Annotated in this window: 19 protein-coding genes; 11 read left to right on the forward strand and 8 right to left on the reverse strand. The window is 43.2% G+C overall.

Going from position 1 to position 18,454, the window contains the following annotated elements; genetic code table 11:
• The first annotated feature begins 43 nt into the window (after positions 1-43).
• The 11 genes from DSZ37_RS18080 (at position 44) to DSZ37_RS00230 (ending at position 10,998) form a co-directional block, all read left to right on the forward strand.
• Entirely contained in the window at positions 44-1,015 is a 972-nt protein-coding gene (locus DSZ37_RS18080; RefSeq protein WP_109724971.1) for a D-alanyl-D-alanine carboxypeptidase family protein, read from the forward strand.
• Positions 1,016-1,089: 74 nt separating this feature from the next.
• The gene (locus DSZ37_RS00185; RefSeq protein ID WP_109724972.1) at positions 1,090-2,229 is read left to right on the forward strand and encodes a D-alanyl-D-alanine carboxypeptidase family protein; all 1,140 of its coding nucleotides are present in this window, start codon (positions 1,090-1,092) and stop codon (positions 2,227-2,229) included.
• A 135-nt stretch (positions 2,230-2,364) separates the two neighbouring features.
• Entirely contained in the window at positions 2,365-3,699 is a 1,335-nt protein-coding gene (locus tag DSZ37_RS00190; protein ID WP_109724973.1) for a glucose-6-phosphate isomerase, read from the forward strand.
• A 70-nt stretch (positions 3,700-3,769) separates the two neighbouring features.
• The gene (locus DSZ37_RS00195; RefSeq protein ID WP_109724974.1) at positions 3,770-4,177 is read left to right on the forward strand and encodes a hypothetical protein; all 408 of its coding nucleotides are present in this window, start codon (positions 3,770-3,772) and stop codon (positions 4,175-4,177) included.
• Positions 4,178-4,272: 95 nt separating this feature from the next.
• Complete coding sequence (locus DSZ37_RS00200; RefSeq protein ID WP_109724975.1) at positions 4,273-4,734, forward strand: YceD family protein; 462 nt, start codon at positions 4,273-4,275, stop codon at positions 4,732-4,734.
• A gap of 22 nt (positions 4,735-4,756) precedes the next feature.
• Positions 4,757-4,942, forward strand: coding sequence for a 50S ribosomal protein L32 (rpmF, locus tag DSZ37_RS00205; RefSeq protein ID WP_019678749.1), 186 nt, complete (start codon positions 4,757-4,759; stop codon positions 4,940-4,942).
• Positions 4,943-5,016: 74 nt separating this feature from the next.
• Positions 5,017-6,318 (forward strand): DUF512 domain-containing protein, encoded by a 1,302-nt coding sequence (locus DSZ37_RS00210; protein WP_109724976.1) that lies wholly within the window; start codon positions 5,017-5,019, stop codon positions 6,316-6,318.
• A 96-nt stretch (positions 6,319-6,414) separates the two neighbouring features.
• Positions 6,415-7,743, forward strand: coding sequence for a ribosome biogenesis GTPase Der (gene der, locus DSZ37_RS00215; protein ID WP_028520601.1), 1,329 nt, complete (start codon positions 6,415-6,417; stop codon positions 7,741-7,743).
• The gene (gene plsY, locus DSZ37_RS00220) at positions 7,743-8,417 is read left to right on the forward strand and encodes a glycerol-3-phosphate 1-O-acyltransferase PlsY (protein WP_109724977.1); all 675 of its coding nucleotides are present in this window, start codon (positions 7,743-7,745) and stop codon (positions 8,415-8,417) included. Before der ends, plsY begins: the two co-directional genes overlap by 1 nt.
• Positions 8,418-8,444: 27 nt before the next feature.
• Complete coding sequence (locus DSZ37_RS00225) at positions 8,445-9,434, forward strand: NAD(P)H-dependent glycerol-3-phosphate dehydrogenase (protein WP_109724978.1); 990 nt, start codon at positions 8,445-8,447, stop codon at positions 9,432-9,434.
• 25 nt (positions 9,435-9,459) lie between these two features.
• Positions 9,460-10,998 carry an asparagine synthetase B family protein gene (locus tag DSZ37_RS00230; protein ID WP_109724979.1) on the forward strand — a complete coding sequence of 513 codons (1,539 nt, stop codon included), beginning with the start codon at positions 9,460-9,462 and terminating at the stop codon, positions 10,996-10,998.
• A 38-nt stretch (positions 10,999-11,036) separates the two neighbouring features.
• Here the strand turns inward: DSZ37_RS00230 and DSZ37_RS00235 are convergent, their stop codons facing one another.
• The 8 genes from DSZ37_RS00235 to DSZ37_RS00275 all read right to left on the reverse strand — a co-directional run bounded on the left by DSZ37_RS00235 (position 11,037) and on the right by DSZ37_RS00275 (position 18,449).
• The gene (locus tag DSZ37_RS00235) at positions 11,037-11,348 is read right to left on the reverse strand and encodes a TfoX/Sxy family protein (protein ID WP_109724980.1); all 312 of its coding nucleotides are present in this window, start codon (positions 11,346-11,348) and stop codon (positions 11,037-11,039) included.
• A 69-nt stretch (positions 11,349-11,417) separates the two neighbouring features.
• Positions 11,418-12,611: a homoserine dehydrogenase gene (locus tag DSZ37_RS00240; RefSeq protein ID WP_109724981.1), complete on the reverse strand. Its 1,194-nt coding sequence runs from the start codon at positions 12,609-12,611 to the stop codon at positions 11,418-11,420.
• Positions 12,612-12,631: 20 nt separating this feature from the next.
• Positions 12,632-13,075 carry an ACT domain-containing protein gene (locus DSZ37_RS00245; RefSeq protein WP_109724982.1) on the reverse strand — a complete coding sequence of 148 codons (444 nt, stop codon included), beginning with the start codon at positions 13,073-13,075 and terminating at the stop codon, positions 12,632-12,634.
• A 169-nt stretch (positions 13,076-13,244) separates the two neighbouring features.
• Positions 13,245-14,519 (reverse strand): replication-associated recombination protein A, encoded by a 1,275-nt coding sequence (locus DSZ37_RS00250; protein WP_109724983.1) that lies wholly within the window; start codon positions 14,517-14,519, stop codon positions 13,245-13,247.
• 18 nt (positions 14,520-14,537) lie between these two features.
• Positions 14,538-14,888 (reverse strand): VOC family protein, encoded by a 351-nt coding sequence (locus tag DSZ37_RS00255; RefSeq protein WP_109724984.1) that lies wholly within the window; start codon positions 14,886-14,888, stop codon positions 14,538-14,540.
• Between the two features lie 15 nt (positions 14,889-14,903).
• Positions 14,904-15,344, reverse strand: coding sequence for an NUDIX domain-containing protein (locus tag DSZ37_RS00260; RefSeq protein ID WP_109724985.1), 441 nt, complete (start codon positions 15,342-15,344; stop codon positions 14,904-14,906).
• Positions 15,345-15,401: 57 nt separating this feature from the next.
• Complete coding sequence (gene glyA / locus DSZ37_RS00265; RefSeq protein ID WP_109724986.1) at positions 15,402-16,658, reverse strand: serine hydroxymethyltransferase; 1,257 nt, start codon at positions 16,656-16,658, stop codon at positions 15,402-15,404.
• A gap of 834 nt (positions 16,659-17,492) precedes the next feature.
• Complete coding sequence (locus tag DSZ37_RS00275) at positions 17,493-18,449, reverse strand: dockerin type I domain-containing protein (protein WP_109724987.1); 957 nt, start codon at positions 18,447-18,449, stop codon at positions 17,493-17,495.
• Positions 18,450-18,454 lie beyond the last annotated feature (5 nt).

Here is an 18,454-nt window from a genome sequence, read left to right on the forward strand (position 1 = left end):
AACAAAGATATGTATGTAGAACAAATATCGGAGGATATGTATAATGAAAGAGACAAAGAAAAACAAGCTCAGGGTGAGCCGTGTTTTACTTGCTATGGGTATAATTGTCGGTACTCTTTTCAGTGCTGATGCTCTGAGGAGAGGACTTGCCTCTCAGCAGCCCTACAATCTTACAATAAAGGGTGATTTCCGCAATACGGAAACGCATACTGAGGCTTCGACTGGAAACACTCTCAGTTATAGCACAACAGATCAGGGAACTACCGCGTTTGAGGGTGTAAAGTACCTTGGATATTCTGAGTGTGAGCTTTATAAAAAGGACGTTTCAGACGGGATTTTATCCGTTTTTAATGATAAATCGCCTGCAAAGGTTTCACATCAGGGAACGATGATCGATCTTGCTGATGAAAAAAACGAGTTTTACAGTCTTGTTGACGAAGAGGTTGAACTCAATGAAGATGCTGCAGAAGCACTTAACCGCATGATGGAAGATTATGCAAACGAGACAGGGCTTGCAGACTTCATTGTTTACGGTACTACCGATACATATACGGGAGATGGTTCGTTCTGCCCTAAGGCTTTTGCGGAGTCAAAGGCGGGATATTGTGTTGATCTGGCACTTAATGCTTATGGCTCTGTTATATCTTATGATGGATATGACACTGAAGGCTGGATCGGCGAAAACTGTTGGAAATACGGTTTCATAGTAAGATATCCCGAAGGAAAGAAGGAGAAGACGGGCTCTGAGTATTGTCCGTGGCATCTCAGATATGTTGGAGATATACACGCAGCCATAAGCACACAGAAGAAGATGTGCCTTGAGGAGTATGTTGAGTTCCTTGAGCAGTACACATTTGAGGATCCGTATACGTTTACTTTTAACGGAGAAGCTTATCAGATATACTCTGTAACCGGAAATGAGGACAAGCTCACGACGAGAGTGCCTGTTTCGGGCAATTACGAGCTTTCAGGAGATAATAAGGATTCGTTTATAATAACTGCACATAAGGTTTGATGAGTGGGAGCAGCTTCGGCTGCTCCTTTTCATTTATTTTGGAAAAGCTGCATATTATTCACTGAGGTGATTATATGCATATTGTTTTCAGAGCCGCTTTTATTATTTCTGCTGTCCTGTTTTCGTCTGTATTTATTCTTGCGGCGGATAAAAAAGAGGATTTGACAGCTGCTTCATATATTGTTATTGAAGCAGATACCGGAATGATGATAGATGGCATTGATATGGATCGTAGACTTGATATCGGCTATCTCAGTAAACTTATGAGTGTTCTGCTTATAGCTGAAGATATTGACTCGGGCAAATATACTTTCAACGATATTCTGACCGCTTCTGACAGTGTTACAGGTACAAAAGGCTCGGTGATATGGCTGCAAAGCGGTGATGCATTGACTGTTGATGAGCTTCTTAAAAGTGTTATAGTAGGAAATGCAAATGATGCTCTTACAGTTCTTGCAGAGAATTCTTCGGGAAGTATCGGCGATTTCGTTAATGATATGAACGCTAAGGCGTTTGATCTCGGCTTGAGAGATACTTTTTTCAAGACTCCATATGGTTACGGTGATGATGCATCATATTCAACAGCTCATGATGTGGCGGTTATTTGTTCAGAGCTTGCCAAGCACAGCTTTCTTCAGAGGTATTTTACTATCTGGAGAGATTTTGTGAAAAACGGACAGGTCGAACTGGTCAGTGAAAACGATCTGTCAAGGAATTATGATAAGCACATAGGCTTCAAGGCTTGCCATTCTGACAGATCGGGATATTGTATAGCTGAGGGCGGCAGAAAGGGTGACGGGACCGCATTTATTGTAGTTATCCTTGGGGCTGATACAGCCGAAAAAACTTTCAAATCCGCGAAAAAGCTTATCAAGCAAGCCTGTTATAATTATAAAGTATCCGATACGATGTTCCCAGAGGAAATGCTGAAACCTGTTCTTGTTCGCAGTGGTACAGAATCTGCCGTAGAAATAGGTATCAAAGAGCAGGGGAGAACCGTGGTTCCGCGTGAACAGACTGAGCTGAGAACAAAGGTCGTTATTCCAGAATTTCTCACGGCTCCCGTGAGAGCCAACCAGCCGGTGGGGACGGCAGCATTCTACAATGGAGATAAACTTGTTTTTGAGGCTGATATTATAACAAAATCGGCTGTACCAAGACTGGATTTTACCTATGTATTGGAGAAACTGTTGGTGAAACTGATAGAAAAATGATGTTGAAATAGTCACAAATGTACAAATGTTGAAAATGTTATGTAAAGGGACTTGAAAAAAATCCGAAAATATAGTATCATAAAGATGGTAAATTATATTTGTATGGCTTTCCATACATATTGGAGGTAAATTTTAATGTCTTTGAAACTCAACACCAAATACTTGAAGGATTTCGTCAACGCTGACGAAATGACTGGTATCAAGGCTCAGGTAGAAGCCGCAGCACAGTCCCTTCACAGCAAGACAGGTCTCGGTAATGACTTTTTAGGCTGGGTAGAGCTTCCTACAGCATATGATAAGGAAGAATTTGCTCGTATCAAGGCTGCTGCCGAGAGGATCAAGGCTAATTCCGATATTCTTATAGTTATCGGTATCGGCGGTTCCTATCTTGGAGCAAGAGCAGCTATCGAGCTCCTCAAATCGCCTCTTTATAATAATATGAAGAAGGACACTCCTGACATCTACTATGTAGGAAACAGCATCAATCCTGCTTATCTCAATGAGATCATTGCCCTGTGCGACGGCAAGGACTTCTCTGTAAATGTTATCTCTAAGTCAGGTACAACTACAGAGCCCGCTCTTGCTTTCCGTATCTTCAAGAAGATGGTTGAGGATAAATATGGCAAGGAAGAAGCTAAGAACCGTATCTTTGCTACTACTGACAAGGCAAGAGGAACTCTCAAGAACCTCTCAGACGCTGAGGGCTATGAGACCTTCGTTATTCCCGATGATGTAGGAGGACGTTTCTCTGTTCTTACAGCTGTTGGTCTTCTTCCGATCGCAGTTGCCGGCTGTGATATCGACGCTCTTATGAAGGGCGCTGCGAAAGCACAGGCTGATTTCTGCGCTGATTTCGATAATAACGACTGTTATAAATATGCAGCTCTCAGAAATATCCTTTACAGAAAGGGCAAGTCTGTGGAGATGCTGGTTTCATATGACCCCAGCTTCGTTATGATGTCTGAGTGGTACAAGCAGCTCTTCGGCGAAAGTGAAGGCAAGGACAACAAGGGCATATTCCCCTCGGCAGCTGTTTTCTCAACAGATCTTCACTCTATGGGTCAGTATATCCAGGATGGTGCAAGAATACTCTTTGAGACTGTTGTTGATATAAAGAAGCCTAAGACTGATCTTTTCCTTGAGCCTGATGCTGAGAACCTTGACGGACTCAACTTCCTTACAAATCAGAATATGTCTGTTGTTAACAGAAAGGCGTTTGAGGGTACAGTTCTTGCTCATACTGAGGGCGGAGTTCCCAATATCATTCTTGAACTCGATGACACAACTGAGGAAAATGTAGGCTATATGATCTACTTCTTCGAGAAGGCTTGTGCTATTTCCGGTTATGTACTCGGTGTTAATCCTTTCAACCAGCCCGGCGTTGAAAGCTATAAGTCAAATATGTTCGCTCTTCTCGGCAAGCCCGGTTATGAAGGCGCAAAGGCTGCTCTTGAAGCTAAGCTTGGCTGATCGGTCTGTTTAGCTCATAATACAAAATATAATACGTCATAAATGCTGAAAGGCATGGAAGGAGTAAATTATGATTAAACTTATTACAGGAAAAAAAGGCACAGGTAAGACAAAGATACTCATCGACCAGATCAACGATGCTGTAAAGTCAACAAACGGCAACCTCGTTTGCATCGAAAAGGGCGATAATATCAGACGTTCTATCAGCTTCAGAGTTAGATGGTGCGATACAGAGAGCTTTGCTATCGAGGGTGCAGACGCATTCTACGGCTTCGTTGCAGGTATGCTCGCAGGCAATTACGATATCAAGGACGTTTTTGTTGACGGAATCCTCAAGATAGTTGGCCGCGATTACGATGTACTCGGCAACCTCTTTGAGAAGCTCGACAAGCTCACAGGTGAGGAAGCAACTGTTGTATTCACAGTTTCTGCTGATGATTCTGAGCTTCCTGAGAGCGTTAAGCAGTTTATCAAGTAATTTAGTCTTAAAACCGAAAAAATTTACACCTAACTATTGACATATCTTGTCATCTGGTGTATAATATATCTTATGGTGCTCTGAAGGATTATAATATGAAGATCAATTTAAAACAGATATTTGATATCGTTGGAGAATCAAAGAAATTCGGCTATGAGATCGGCATTGATGAACTTGAGGGAGTGAAAGGCTTTTCTTTCAGTACTCCAGTAAGTCTTGATGGAAAGTTCTATAACCGTGCGGGAGTCGTTTATCTTGAATATTCCGCTTCGTTTGAAATGCTCCACACCTGTGACAGGTGCTTGAAGGAGTTTTCAAAGAACTATGATCTCAGCTTTGAACATATTGTTGTTCCTTCCGTCAGCAACAGCGATAACGACGACTATATCGTCGCTGACGGTGAGAGCATTGAAGTGAATGAAATTGCACTGACTGATATGCTTCTCAGCCTACCTACAAAGGTTCTCTGCAGAGAAGACTGTAAGGGACTTTGTATGGTATGCGGCTGTGATCTTAATGAAATGCAGTGCGATCATCTTAATAATAATGAGCTGTGAAGCTCTGTAAGGAGGTGCCAGAATGGCTGTACCGAAGAGAAAAACTTCCAAGGCAAGACGTGACAAGAGACGTTCTGCAGTTTGGAAGCTTGAAGCACCCGCAATGTCCAAGTGTGATAACTGCGGCGCATATAAGGCTCCGCACAAGGTTTGCAAAAACTGCGGATTCTATAAGGGCGTTGAGGTCCTTAAGATCGACGCTGAATAATCGGCTTGATCCGATAAAAGAGAAGGAGAGGAGGAGAGATCCTTCTCTCCTTTTTAAGTATTTGGAGTAATATTATGGTTAAGATCAACAGCGTTATGCATGGCTCTCCGTCAGACAAATGCGGAGTAAAAAAAGACGATATACTCGTTAAAATTAATGGTCATGGTATAAAAGATGTCCTTGACTATATGTATTATGCTGCCGATACTGAAGTTTCTCTTGAATTGCTGCGCGGAAACGAAACAATTAATCTGGATATCAGTAAGGACGAATACGACGATCTCGGGCTTGAATTTGAGACTTTCCTTATGGACAGCAAACAGTCATGCAGTAATAAGTGCGTTTTCTGTTTTATAGATCAGATGCCGCCCGGGATGAGAGAAACTCTTTATTTTAAAGACGACGATGCACGTCTTTCGTTTTTGCAGGGAAATTATGTTACCCTGACCAATCTTCATCAGGAGGATATAGACAGAATAATTGAGATGAAGCTGAATATCAATGTTTCTGTCCATACCACAAATCCTGAACTCAGAGTCAAAATGATGCACAATCGCTTTGCAGGTGAGAAGCTGAAGTATATCTGGCAGCTTGCCGAAAGCGGTATTAAGCTTAATTGTCAGATAGTATGCTGTCCGGGACTTAATGACGGCGATGAATTACGGAGATCTCTTACTGATCTGGGTACACTTATGCCAAACATCACAAGTATGGCTGTTGTGCCCGTAGGACTTACAAAGTTCAGAAAGGGACTTTATCCCCTCGTCGGCTTTACTAAGGAAACAGCAGGCGAAACTATCGATATAATCGAAGAATTCCAGCAGGTGTTCCTCGAAAAATTTGGTACAAGAACTGTCTTTCCGTCAGACGAATTCTATCTGATAGCTGAGCGTGAGCTTCCTCCTATGGAGGCTTATGAGGACTTCTCTCAGTATGAAAACGGCGTCGGAATGCTCAGATCGCTTATCGATGAATTCGATAAGGCTCTGGATATGGCCGAATGGGAAGGCGGCGAGCGCCATGTTTCCATTGCTACCGGCTATTCTCCGTTTTCTACCATCAGCAGTCTTGCTAAAAAGGCTGAAAACAGATTTTCACAGTTAAAGTGCGATGTTTATCGTATAAGAAATGATTTCTTTGGCGAAACTATAACGGTTACGGGGCTGATAACTGCTCAGGATCTTATTGCTCAGCTGAAAGGAAAGGACCTTGGGGACGAGCTTCTCATTTCTTCTGCAATGCTGAGAAGGGATTCGGATGTATTCCTTGACGATCTTACAGTATCTGATGTGGAGAAGGAACTTAATGTTAAGCTTACTTCCACTAACAGCGACGGATATGAGCTTCTTGACGCAATAATGGGTATAACATACTGATGTTCAGGGATCAGTTCAAATAATTCACGATCATACGAAGTTGAACAGCTTCTTGATATAATAAGTTAAATCAAAATATAGAAAGGGGAATAGAATATGCCTTTACCGATAGTTGCAGTAGTCGGACGTCCTAATGTAGGAAAGTCCACCCTTTTCAACAAACTTATAGGCCAGCGCCTTTCCATTGTGGAGGATACTCCCGGTGTAACCAGAGACCGTATCTACTCTAAGTGTGAGTGGCGCGGTAAAGAATTCATGGTTGTAGATACAGGCGGTATCGAACCCGATAGTAATGATGTCATCCTTGCTCAGATGAGAAGGCAGTCTGAGCTTGCAATTGAAAAAGCAGACGTTATTGTCTTTGTTACAGATATCAGATGCGGAGTGACAGCTGATGATTATGCAGTTGCCCAGATGCTTCTGAAAAGCGGAAAGCCGATTGTTCTTGCGGTAAACAAGGTAGACAACCTTGGTGATCCGCCTATGGAGCTTTATGAGTTTTATAATCTTGGACTTGGCGATCCTTACCCCATATCTTCTGTTCATGGCCATGGAACAGGTGATATGCTGGACAAGGTCTACGAAAGCCTTCCCGACAGCGAGGAGGCAGAATATGATGAGGATCATATTAAGGTCGCTGTCATTGGAAAGCCAAATGCAGGAAAGTCTTCCCTCATCAACAAGATAGCAGGCGAGGAGAGAGTGATAGTTTCCGATATTGCAGGAACTACCCGTGACTCAACGGATACAGTTATCGAAAATGAATACGGAAAGTTTGTGTTCATTGATACAGCAGGTATACGAAAAAAGTCTAAAGTAACTGAAAAAGTTGAGCATTACAGCGTTCTGAGGGCTTATATGGCTGTTGATCGTGCAGATGTCTGCGTAATAATGCTTGATGCAGCCGAGGGCTTTACAGAGCAGGATTCAAAGGTAGCAGGTTACGCTCATGAACAGGGAAAAGCCTGCGTAGTTGCTGTTAACAAGTGGGACCTTATCGAAAAAGATGACAAGACCATGCAGGAGTACAGAACAAAGCTGGAGAATGATTTCAGCTTCATGTCATACGTTCCCTTTGTATTCATATCCGCCAAAACGGGACAGCGCATCAATAAGCTTTATGAGCTTATAAAGTATACCTATGAGCAGAACAGTATGCGTATCTCAACAGGTATGCTGAACGATGTGCTTGCCTATGCTACCACAAGAGTTCAGCCGCCTTCGGATAAGGGCAGGAGACTGAAGATATATTATATGACTCAGCCTTCTACAAAGCCGCCTACATTCGTTACATTCGTTAACAGAGCAGATCTTTTCCATTTTTCATACAGAAGATATATTGAGAACCAGATCCGTTCTACATTCGGACTTGAAGGCACTCCTGTTCGTTTTATAGTTCGTGAGAGGGGAGGAAATGATAAATAATGAAAGTTTTTCTTGCTATCATCGCTGCTGCAGGGCTTGGTTATTTTCTCGGCAGTCTTAATTTCTCCATCATAGTTGTAAGAATGATGACAGGACGCGATATCCGTGATATGGGAAGCAAGAATGCAGGTCTGACCAATACGCTCAGATGTGCAGGCAAGAGCTGTGCTCTCTTTACACTTCTCGGTGATCTCCTGAAAGGAATAATCGCTGTTGCTCTTGCGAGAGGTCTCTGTCACTTGCTTCATGCGGGACTTATGCCGGGTAATGATACTCATTACATCGGATATATCGCTGGCTTTTTTGCTATTCTCGGACACGTTTTTCCGATATACTACAGTTTCAAAGGCGGAAAAGGTGTGCTTGTAGGAGCAGCTTCATTCCTTGCTGTAGACTATAAGGTATTTCTGGCACTTCTCGCGATTTTTGCAGTAATACTTGCACTTTCAAAATATGTTTCACTTGCTTCTATCATTTCAACAGCATATTGTCCGCTTGCAACTTTACTTATGTCGTGGCTTATCGATGGATATTCGTTCGGAAGAAGCTTTTTGTATCTGATAATGTCGCTGCCAATGGCGGCTATGGTCATCTGGATGCATCGTTCCAATATCCAGAGACTTCTTGACGGAAATGAGAATAAATTCTCATTCAAGACCATAAATATAAACTGAGGCTCAATGCGGAAGGAGTAGAATGTTATGGCAAAGATCGTTATACTTGGTTCAGGCGGTTTCGGACTCAGTCTTGCTATAATGGCTGAGCACTGCGGACACGATGTTACGGTGTGGTCGAAATTCCAGTCGGAGATAGATGATATCCGTTCTCACGGTGAGCACGTTCAGAAGCTACCGGGAGTACCTGTATCGGAAAGCATTGCAATGACCAGTGATATTTCATGTATAAAGGGCTGCGAGGTGCTTATATTCGGTATACCGTCATCATTTGTTAGGGATGTGGCAAAGGCAGCTGCTCCTTATGTTGATGATAATATGGTTATCGTAAACACAGGTAAGGGTCTCGAAGAGGGAAGTCTCAAGACTCTCAGCGAGGTCATAAAGGAAGAGATACATACGGATAAGCTTGTAGTCCTTTCAGGTCCTTCACACGCAGAGGAGCTTGCAAGATGCGTTCCGACAACAATAGTTGCGGCTTCTGAAAATCATGATGCGGCTGAGTTGGTACAGAGGGAATTCGGAAACAGCTATCTCAGGATATACCTTAATGATGATGTAAAGGGCTGTGAGATAGGCGGAGCTCTGAAGAATATAATAGCACTGTGTGTGGGCATATGTGACGGTCTTGGCTACGGTGATAACACAAAGGCGGCGCTTATGACAAGAGGCATACATGAGATCGCTCGCCTTGGCAAAGCCTGTGGAGCTAATATCGCCACATTCAGTGGTCTTACAGGAATAGGTGATCTTATAGTTACCTGCACAAGTATGCACAGCCGTAACAGGCGCGCGGGCATACTTATCGGACAGGGAGTTTCTCCCGAGGAAGCTGTCGAGCGTGTGGGCACTGTAGAAGGTTACTTCTGCTGCAAGGCTGCATATGATCTTGCCAAGCGCCTTGGCGTTGAAATGCCTATAACGGAGCAGCTCAATGAGGTGCTTTTCAACGGCGGAGACGTAAGACTTGCTCTCGGCGCGCTCATGAACCGTCCGCAGAACTATGAGGAAATATAAGCAATTCTTTACGAGGTGAGTTCAATTGATTAAAATATGCGATTACAGAGGACATATCCGTAACTGGAGAGAGCTTTGCAAGGAGCTTGGCATTGATGATACTCTTACCAGAGAAGAACGCGAGAAGGCTATTATTGTAGCCGCTTACGAAAAATGGGGCAAAGAGCTCGCAGATCATTTTTACGGAATGTTCGCATTTTCACTTTATGATACAGAAAAGGACAAGTATTTCTGCCTGAGAGATCAGTTCGGAACAAAACCTTTCTATTATTATATCACAGCAGATAACAGGCTGCTCTGCGGTACTTATATAAGAGATATAATGAAACAGCAGGGCTTTGTTAAAGAGCTCAACGTTGATATGCTCCAGATCTACATGACCCTCACATATGTAGCCGGTGAGGATACATTCTTTAAAGGTCTGAAAAAACTCATGCCGGGACACTGGCTTGAATTTGAAAACGGAAAGCTTACTGTTGAACGCTACTGGACCCCTGAGTTCCATGCGGACGACAGCAAGTCTCTTGATGACTGGGCAGATGAGATACACGAAACTCTGAAGAATATCTTCCCAGAAGTAAAGGATCAGGATGAGATCGCGGAGTCGTTCCTTTCAGGCGGAGTTGATTCTTCATATGTTCTCGCTATGTCTGACGCAAAAAGAGCTGATTCCTGCGGTTATGATGAGGAGCGTTTTGATGAGTCGAGAGTCGCTGCAAAGACAGCTGAGCTGCTCAATGTTGAGCATAGCATCGCGAAGATACAGCCTCAGGACTTCTTTGATATAGTTCCTTTTGTAATGTATAATATGGAACAGCCGCTTGGAGATGCTTCAGCTATCGTATTCACTCTTGGCTGTAAGGCAACTGCTGAGCATACAAAGCTTTGCTATTCGGGCGAGGGAGCTGATGAGTTCTTCGGCGGATATAATATGTACAGAAACGCAGAGCGTTATGGCGATAACCTCAAGACCTTCTATGTAGGCAATACAAATATAATGAAAGAAGATGAAAAGCAGCGTATTCTCAAGCATTATGATCCGGATGTGCTTCCGATCAATCTTGTAAAGTATATATATGACGAGACCGAGGGACTTGATCCTCTCACAAAGATGTCGGATGTTGATATCCAGATATGGCTTGAGGGAGATATCTACCTCAATGTCGACAAGATGAGCACAGCCTGTGGACTGGAGATCCGTATGCCGCTTACAGACAGAAGGATATTCGACATCGCCTCTCGTATGCCTTCAAAGTATAAGGTGAACGAGGAGACAAATAAGGTAGCTTTCAGAACAGCTGCAGCAAAGGTTCTTCCTGAGGAGATCGCATTCAGAAAGAAGCTCGGTTTCATTGTGCCGATAAGAATATGGCTTGCAGACGAGCGCTACAATGCCGATGTACGCGCAAAGTTCAAAAGTGACATGGCAGCTCAGTTCTTTGATTTGGATGAGATCAATGCGATATTTGATGAATATGTAGGCGGAAATTCTGATAATTGGCGTAAGGTTTGGACCATTTATACATTCCTCGTATGGTATGAGGAGTATTTCGTAAAGAGATAAAAATATGCCCGTGGGAAGACTCTCACGGGCTTTTTGCATTATTTGTTCTTCTTAGCAGGCAGTTCTTCATAGACAGAAGTGATTAGATTATTTAGAAAATCCTTGTCATCAACTTCTGTTACCAGTATCATCTTCTTAGCACCATCATACGGCAGTTCGAGCGGCGCGTCGGGCATCAGTTCTCTGGCAGATCTGACATCTTTGACGAGTAATCTGTCATCATATACGCCTCCGATGATCTTATTCTGATAATAAATAATAAATTCTCCCATCATTGCTCTGTATGTAATTCCGTCCAGTTCCGAAAGCTGTTCCAGTATAAAGTTAAGATAATCTTTGCTTGATGCCATAGTGAACTCCTCATTGTGTTATATAAAAAGATACTTCCAAAAGATATCGGAAGTATCTTGTATTGGTTATTATTCGAGAACAGGGAGACAAGCGAGAGCTCCAAGTTCCTTAGCCTTTTCTTCTGCCTGAGCGAAAGTAAGCTCCTTCTCAGTAACAAATGACATACCGTTGTCATTGTTGTAAACCTCAACGCCCTCGATTGCTGAGCCTGATGGAACTCTGAAGTACCAACGTGATCTGAATTCATCGATCTTTGAAACAAATGAGTCGTCCGAAGCAGATTCCCATGACTGTGATAAAACTGTTACCTTGTGCTTTACAGCTTCAATAACGTCACCCAGAACAGCACTTGCAGTAGGAAGCTTTCCTGCACCGCGTCCGTAGAACATAGTCTGGTCTATACCGTCACCGTAGACGAGAACCGCATTGAATACATCATTAACACCTGACATAATGTTGTCATAGGAAACAAGCGTAGGCATTACACAGGGGAGAATATTTCCGTTATCGAGCTTTGTAACGGAAGCAACGAGCTTTATAGAATAGCCGAGTACATCAGAAGCTTCTACGTCACAGAGCTGAATATCCTTGATTCCCTTTGTGTAAACGCTCTTGGGATAAACGTGCTTTCCAAAAACGAGAGAAGATATAATGCATATCTTGCGGCAGGCGTCATGACCTTCGATATCAGCTGTAGGGTCCTTCTCGGCGTAACCGAGTTCCTGAGCAAGCTTCAGAGCTTCGTCAAAAGGCATATTATCATTATACATCTTTGTGAGGATGAAGTTTGTTGTACCGTTAAGGATACCTGCTACCTTTGTGATCTCATTGGCAGCGAGGCAGCGGTGAAGAGGTCTGATGATAGGGATAGCTCCGCCGACGCTTGCTTCAAAGAAGAAGTTACAGTTGTGTTCCTTGGCTGCTTTAAGAAGAATATCGCCTTTTTCTGCAACAAGCTCCTTGTTTGAAGTAGAAACGCTTTTGCCCTTTTCAAGGCAGGCTTTAACGAATGTGAAAGCAGGCTCAACACCTCCCATACACTCAGCAACGGAAACTACTTCATCATCATTGAGGATATCATCAAAGTTTTTGGTGAACTTATCGGCGTAAGGAGAGTCCGGAAAATCTCTGAGATCGAGGATATACTTTATATCCATTTCCATGCCTGCGCGCTTCTCGATGATCTTCTTATTCTTATAGAAAAGCTCGACTACGCCTGAGCCAACAACACCATGACCTAAAACTGCAAATTTAACTGACATAAAAAGAAAACCTCCGTAAACTATTCGGCAGAGAGTATCTTGACCTCTAAAACGCCGTCCAGTTCAGTAATTGAATTTAGTGCAGCGAGTTCTTCATCGTACTCGCCGGTAAGCCTGAGTGAAATATTGACAGCAGCCGCGCCGTCCACGGGGATACTCTGATTAACAGTCAAAATATTAGCATTCAGGTTATGAAGAAAAACAAGAGCGCTTGAAAGAATACCGGGACTGTCACTGAGGAGCAGATAGATATTGACGATCTTCCTGTTAAACAGCTCTTCATATGAAAAAACGCTGTCCTTATATTTGTAGTAAGCACTTCTTGAAATGCCGATACGCTTGCAGGCTGACGCGAAGCTTTTTTCGCCTTTCTGTGCCATGAGTTTTTTTACCTCAAGGACTTTTGTGAAGACCTCGGGGAGTATCCTTGCATCGGCAACGATAAGCTGTGATTTGGTATCCATAGAAAATCACCTTATTTTTTGATAATCGTCCACCACTGATGAACAATTGTATTCTACTTAATTACTATAACATTTTTTACGCCTTTTGTCAAGACTAAAAAAATCAAGTTTACCGTGGTTAATTTATGTATATTGCTATTAAAAAGTCCGCAGATTTCTGCGGACTTGCTTATTTATCGGCTTCGCTCAGAAGCTTTTGTCTGTACTGGTAAGCTGACTGCTCCTGTTTATTCTCACCGTAATGATAATAAATGCGGTCTTTAAGTGCATCGGGGAGGTACTGCTGTTTTACATAGTGATTAGGGAAGTCATGAGGGTAAAGATAATGCTGTCCCACGACCTTGGCACCCTTGCCGTCAAAGTGAACATTCTGGAGATGCCTTGGAAAATCAAGAGCATCGCAGCTTTTCAGATCGTCCAGAGCGGCATCAATAGCCATGCAGGCACTGTTGGACTTCGGTGCTGTTGCCATTAAAATTATCGCTTCGGCGATGGGGAGCTTAGCTTCGGGAAGTCCTAATTGTAATGCCGAGTCAACGCAGGCTTTAACGATGGGCACAGCCATAGGGTAGGCGAGTCCCACGTCTTCTGACGCAATACAGAGCATACGCCTGCAAAGCGAGATAATATCTCCGGCGGCGATCAGACGCGCAGCATAGTGCAGTGCGGCGTTTTCGTCAGAGCCGCGGACAGACTTGTGAAAGGCTGACAGAATATCGTAATGCTGGTCTCCGTCTCGGTCATAGCGCATATTGCTGCGCTGTGCAAGAACTTCAAGGGAGTCTTCGGTTATGGTTACTTTACCGTCAGAGGGCTCTCCGCAGACGACCGCAAGCTCAGCCGTGTTCATTGCCTTGCGGACGTCACCGCCGCAGCTAAAGGCTATACGGGTTATAATGTCATCGGAAGCTTCTATTTCATAGCCGTTTTCCTCCGACATGATTCTGAAAGCGCGTTTTATCGCAGGTATGAGCTGCTCGGCAGTAACAGGCTTGAACTCAAAAACAGTGCTTCGGCTTATGACAGCATTATATACAGCGAAATACGGGTTTTCCGTAGTCGAAGCAATAAGTGTTATCTCGCCGTTTTCGATGTATTCCAGAAGACTCTGCTGCTGCTTTTTATTCAGGTACTGTATCTCGTCAAGATAGAGCAGTATACCGTTTTCGCTTCCGAATGTGCCTATCTCGGCTACTACATCCTTGATGTCAGAGAGGGAAGCGTTTGTACCATTGAGCTTATACAGCGACATACCACAGTTTTCGGCGATAATACGCGCAACGGTTGTCTTGCCCACGCCCGACGGACCATAGAATATCATATTCGGAACTGTTCCGCTTTCGATAATGCGTCGAAGCGGCTTTCCATCGGCGAGTATGTGTTCCTGACCGACAACATCAGCAAGTGTTTTCGGGCGTATTTTATCGGCTAATGGTGCAGACATAGCAGTTCTCCTTTCATTTTACTTTGCAGGTGCAGTCATTTCAATGTGATTGCCCTCAGGATCAACAAACTCTGCCACCCAGTTATTTCCTATGCGGGTTATAGGGAAGCAGATCTCTTTTCCCTTGAGCTTGGCATCAAGAAGTTTGAGATCGTCAACGCTGAAACTCGGTATGCAGTTGCTTCCAAATTCGTGAGTTTCGTTAGTAAGTTTATAAGCGAACAATCCAAGACGGAAGCCGTTTACTTCAAAAACGCTGTACAATTCATCTCTTTCAGTAACTTCCTGTTCAAAAAGTTCCTCATAGAACTTTATTGCTCTATCCATATCATTTACGCAAAGATAGAGTGAATTAATGTGAAGATCCATATTAAATACCTTGTTTTATGATAATCGGAATATGTATTGTTTGTATACAATATCCAGTGCCCAGTTCTGCATTTCCCAGAACATTTTTCCTTTGATGTTTTCGTACTTGATCCACAAGAATTCATGGTCATCTTCGGTCGGCGAGGATACTTTTGAGATAAACTCACCGGTATAATAGGTCTGGACGGGGTGAAAATAACCTATTTCATTGTGAAAGCAATATGTCTCGGCAGAGCATACTTTTGCTTTTACAGAAACTGTATATCCTGTTTCTTCAAGACTTTCTCTTTTTACGCAATCAGAGTGAGATTCGCCATTTTCTATTCCGCCGCCAACAAAGAAATATCCTTTAGGAGTATGTATCACACCGATCTTTCCATTGCAGACAGGGATAACGTATGCGCCCTCTCTGTCGCAGTATTGTATGTTTTCTTTTGATCCGAATATCCTGTGCATAATAATTTCTATAAAATAAGGGGACGGACAGTTCGTCCGTCCCTTGATGATTATTGATTACTTATAAAGAGGGAACTTCTCGCAGATAGCGTTTACGCCTGCACGAATCTCATCAGCCTTGTTCTCGAAATCTGTAGCGCAGAGGTAGATGTATTCAGCGATCTTTTCCATTTCTTCAACGCCGAGACCTCTTGTTGTAACAGCAGGAGTACCGATTCTGATACCGCTTGTTACGAAAGGCTTCTCGGGGTCGTTGTGGATAGCGTTCTTGTTTACTGTGATATATACCTCGTCCAGTCTGCGCTCAAGCTCCTTTCCTGTGATGTTGAAGGGACGGAGGTCAACCAGCATGAGGTGGTTGTCTGTACCGCCGGAAACGAGGTTGAAGCCTCTCTTGAGGAGACCGTCAGCCAGTGCCTTTGCATTGGCAACTATTCTCTGCTGATATTCCTTGAACTCGGGCTTGAGAGCCTCGCCGAAGCATACAGCCTTAGCAGCAATAGTGTGCATAAGAGGACCGCCCTGTGTTCCGGGGAAGATAGCAGAATTGATCTTCTTAGCCAAGAACTCGTTGTTTGTAAGGATAAGTCCGCCTCTTGGACCGCGGAGAGTCTTGTGAGTTGTAGTAGTGACAATATCAGCATAGGGAACAGGGGACTCGTGGCAGCCTGCAGCAACAAGACCTGCGATATGAGCCATATCAACCATAAGGAGTGCTCCGACTGCTCTTGCTATCTCGGAAAGACGCTTGAAGTCGATAGCGCGGGGATATGCAGAAGCACCTGCAACGATAAGACGCGGCTTAGTCTTGTTTGCAAGCTTGTAAAGCTCATCATAGTTGATAGTCTCTGTCTCGTCATCAAGACCGTATGATACAAAGTTGAAGTACTTACCGGAAAGGTTTACGGGTGAGCCGTGTGTAAGGTGTCCGCCGTCAGCAAGGCTCATTCCGAGAACAGTGTCACCGGGCTGAAGAACTGCAAAGTAAACAGCTGTATTAGCCTGAGCACCTGAATGGGGCTGAACGTTAGCATATTTAGCACCGAAGAGCTTGCAGGCTCTCTCGATAGCGATTTCCTCTACCTCGTCAACGCACTGACATCCGCCGTAGTAACGCTTTCCGGGATATCCCTCAGCATATTTGTTTGTAAGAACACTTCCCATAGCAGCCATAACAGCAGGGGAAACGATATTTTCGCTTGCGATGAGCTCGAGATTTCTCTGCTGGCGAGCAAGCTCCTTGCCCATAGCCTCGCCTACAGCAGGATCATAGCCTTTAACGAAGCCGATTGAATCCATAAGATCGTTGTACATTATAAGCACTCCTTTAAAATAGTGAATTTGCGCAAATGCATTACTTTATAATTATACATTAACTTTCCTGAAATTTCAATAGGAAAACAGAAAAAAGTTTACAAACAGCAAAAAAACTGCCTGTCAGTACTTTTTTGCGAAAGTCAGGCAGTCTCACGATTTTTTCAGTTTATTCTTTATGCGAAGGCAGGCTTCGGTATGCATTATCCAATGCCGTGAGAATGGCATTTGGATAAGACCGCGTATATCCTTCCCGCACCAGTAATCTATGAGCCAGACAGCATTTTCGTCAGTACTTACAGTATTAAGCGAAATAAGCCGGTCTTTCCGCTCAGGAGATATTTTATTTTTCAGCATATCAAAGGGGAGTTTTGACAATACAGACTCTGTGCTCTTCTTTACTTCAACGATGTATGTATATAGTTCATCAATATTGAGTTTTGCAGAAAAATCGGCAATATCCTGACCGACAAGTTCATTACCTGTTGTTATTATCGGAGAATTGATACGATCCTTGTAGTTCCCCGAGAAAAATATCTGCTCATCGTCATTTATAAGAGTATGAGCAACTATATCTTCAATGCGGAATATATGCCAGAGTGAATAGGCTATGTTTTTGCTGTGGTACCCATCAGCATTTATAAATGGAATAACATTGAAGTCATCGCGTTCTAATTCTTCTTTGAATGAGAGTAATGTTTCCGTAAGCCGGTCTCTAAGATGAAATAGTAAATCTATTCCACTATTGTAGGTATCTTTTTTTTCTGAGCTTTGCCTGCATTGATCTGTTAAGCTCTGACCATTCTTTGTTCATAGAAACATCCTTATTAATCATTATTTTGAATCGAGTATTTTATCGTAATCAAAGAAATACTCCCAATCAATAGTTTCACTTATTGTTGAGGAGACTGCATAGTATTTCAGGATATGTGATGCGTCGCGGGCGTCAAGCTTTCCGTCTAAATTAACATCTGAGAGCTTCAGCACTTTGTCTGATACTTTGAATTCTTTGGAAGCAGCCATTTCAGCATATGTGGTCAGAACAAGAGAAGCGTCCGTAGAATCAATGCTTCCGTCTTCGTTGACATCACCGAGATTCCGATGACAGATAATATCGAATTTGCAAAGCGGCTTCTGGTCTCCGACCGGATAAACTGTAATAGTTGCTTTGTCACCGTTAGCAAAAGCTTCTTCAAGAGTATTAGGTTTGGCGATACAGCTTGATGAAATATCAACAATATTTTCTTCATTGATGAATTTGCCATCTTTGTCCTTCTGAGGAGTCTGGACAGTCATTTTGATCGAAGCTTCGAGACCGTTGAGAGAAACATTCCCTTTTGCAGAGAAATATCTGTGCTTCTCGGGATACTTGCTGAATGTTATGGAAGCTGTTTTGGAAAGGGCATGGATGGTGTAATCCTGATCGGCAAAATCAGGCTTTATATCCCATGCACAGAAGTCCTGCTCCGTATACTCATTGATATGCTTATGAAGCTTGGTTATATCTACTTCGGAATAATCTATCGGATCACCTTCCTCAACTTCAAGAACAGTCAGGGGCTTGTTGTCAAAATCGAGAAATGTAATATTATACTTTTTTAATGTTGTTGGCTCAGTTGTTGAGTCAGACGGGGCGGTCGATGTCGTTGATGTGACCGTTGTTCCTGCGGCAGTATCCGAATCGGCTGATACTGGCTTATTATTACTTTCTGCTGCATATGCAGCTGCTGCAACAGCTCCTGAGAGCAGCACAGCGGACGCTAAAGCAGAGATCGAATGCTTTATGATCATATTTT

It is taken from the genome of Ruminococcus flavefaciens, assembly GCF_900116855.1.
Classification (GTDB): Bacteria; Bacillota; Clostridia; order Oscillospirales; family Ruminococcaceae; genus Ruminococcus; species Ruminococcus flavefaciens_R.

What these genes read in the sequence shown, in the direction of transcription:
- DSZ37_RS00235 (WP_109724980.1), bottom strand. Translation starts at nt 11,348, where the DNA reads ATGGCATCAAGCAAAGATTATCTTAACTTTATACTGGAACAGCTTTCG.
- DSZ37_RS00225 (WP_109724978.1), top strand. Translation starts at nt 8,445, where the DNA reads ATGGCAAAGATCGTTATACTTGGTTCAGGCGGTTTCGGACTCAGTCTT.
- DSZ37_RS00190 (WP_109724973.1), top strand. Translation starts at nt 2,365, where the DNA reads ATGTCTTTGAAACTCAACACCAAATACTTGAAGGATTTCGTCAACGCT.
- DSZ37_RS00195 (WP_109724974.1), top strand. Translation starts at nt 3,770, where the DNA reads ATGATTAAACTTATTACAGGAAAAAAAGGCACAGGTAAGACAAAGATA.
- DSZ37_RS00275 (WP_109724987.1), bottom strand. Translation starts at nt 18,449, where the DNA reads ATGATCATAAAGCATTCGATCTCTGCTTTAGCGTCCGCTGTGCTGCTC.
- DSZ37_RS00245 (WP_109724982.1), bottom strand. Translation starts at nt 13,075, where the DNA reads ATGGATACCAAATCACAGCTTATCGTTGCCGATGCAAGGATACTCCCC.
- DSZ37_RS00260 (WP_109724985.1), bottom strand. Translation starts at nt 15,344, where the DNA reads ATGCACAGGATATTCGGATCAAAAGAAAACATACAATACTGCGACAGA.
- plsY (WP_109724977.1), top strand. Translation starts at nt 7,743, where the DNA reads ATGAAAGTTTTTCTTGCTATCATCGCTGCTGCAGGGCTTGGTTATTTT.
- der (WP_028520601.1), top strand. Translation starts at nt 6,415, where the DNA reads ATGCCTTTACCGATAGTTGCAGTAGTCGGACGTCCTAATGTAGGAAAG.
- DSZ37_RS00210 (WP_109724976.1), top strand. Translation starts at nt 5,017, where the DNA reads ATGGTTAAGATCAACAGCGTTATGCATGGCTCTCCGTCAGACAAATGC.
- DSZ37_RS18080 (WP_109724971.1), top strand. Translation starts at nt 44, where the DNA reads ATGAAAGAGACAAAGAAAAACAAGCTCAGGGTGAGCCGTGTTTTACTT.
- rpmF (WP_019678749.1), top strand. Translation starts at nt 4,757, where the DNA reads ATGGCTGTACCGAAGAGAAAAACTTCCAAGGCAAGACGTGACAAGAGA.
- glyA (WP_109724986.1), bottom strand. Translation starts at nt 16,658, where the DNA reads ATGTACAACGATCTTATGGATTCAATCGGCTTCGTTAAAGGCTATGAT.
- DSZ37_RS00255 (WP_109724984.1), bottom strand. Translation starts at nt 14,888, where the DNA reads ATGGATCTTCACATTAATTCACTCTATCTTTGCGTAAATGATATGGAT.
- DSZ37_RS00200 (WP_109724975.1), top strand. Translation starts at nt 4,273, where the DNA reads ATGAAGATCAATTTAAAACAGATATTTGATATCGTTGGAGAATCAAAG.
- DSZ37_RS00240 (WP_109724981.1), bottom strand. Translation starts at nt 12,611, where the DNA reads ATGTCAGTTAAATTTGCAGTTTTAGGTCATGGTGTTGTTGGCTCAGGC.
- DSZ37_RS00250 (WP_109724983.1), bottom strand. Translation starts at nt 14,519, where the DNA reads ATGTCTGCACCATTAGCCGATAAAATACGCCCGAAAACACTTGCTGAT.
- DSZ37_RS00185 (WP_109724972.1), top strand. Translation starts at nt 1,090, where the DNA reads ATGCATATTGTTTTCAGAGCCGCTTTTATTATTTCTGCTGTCCTGTTT.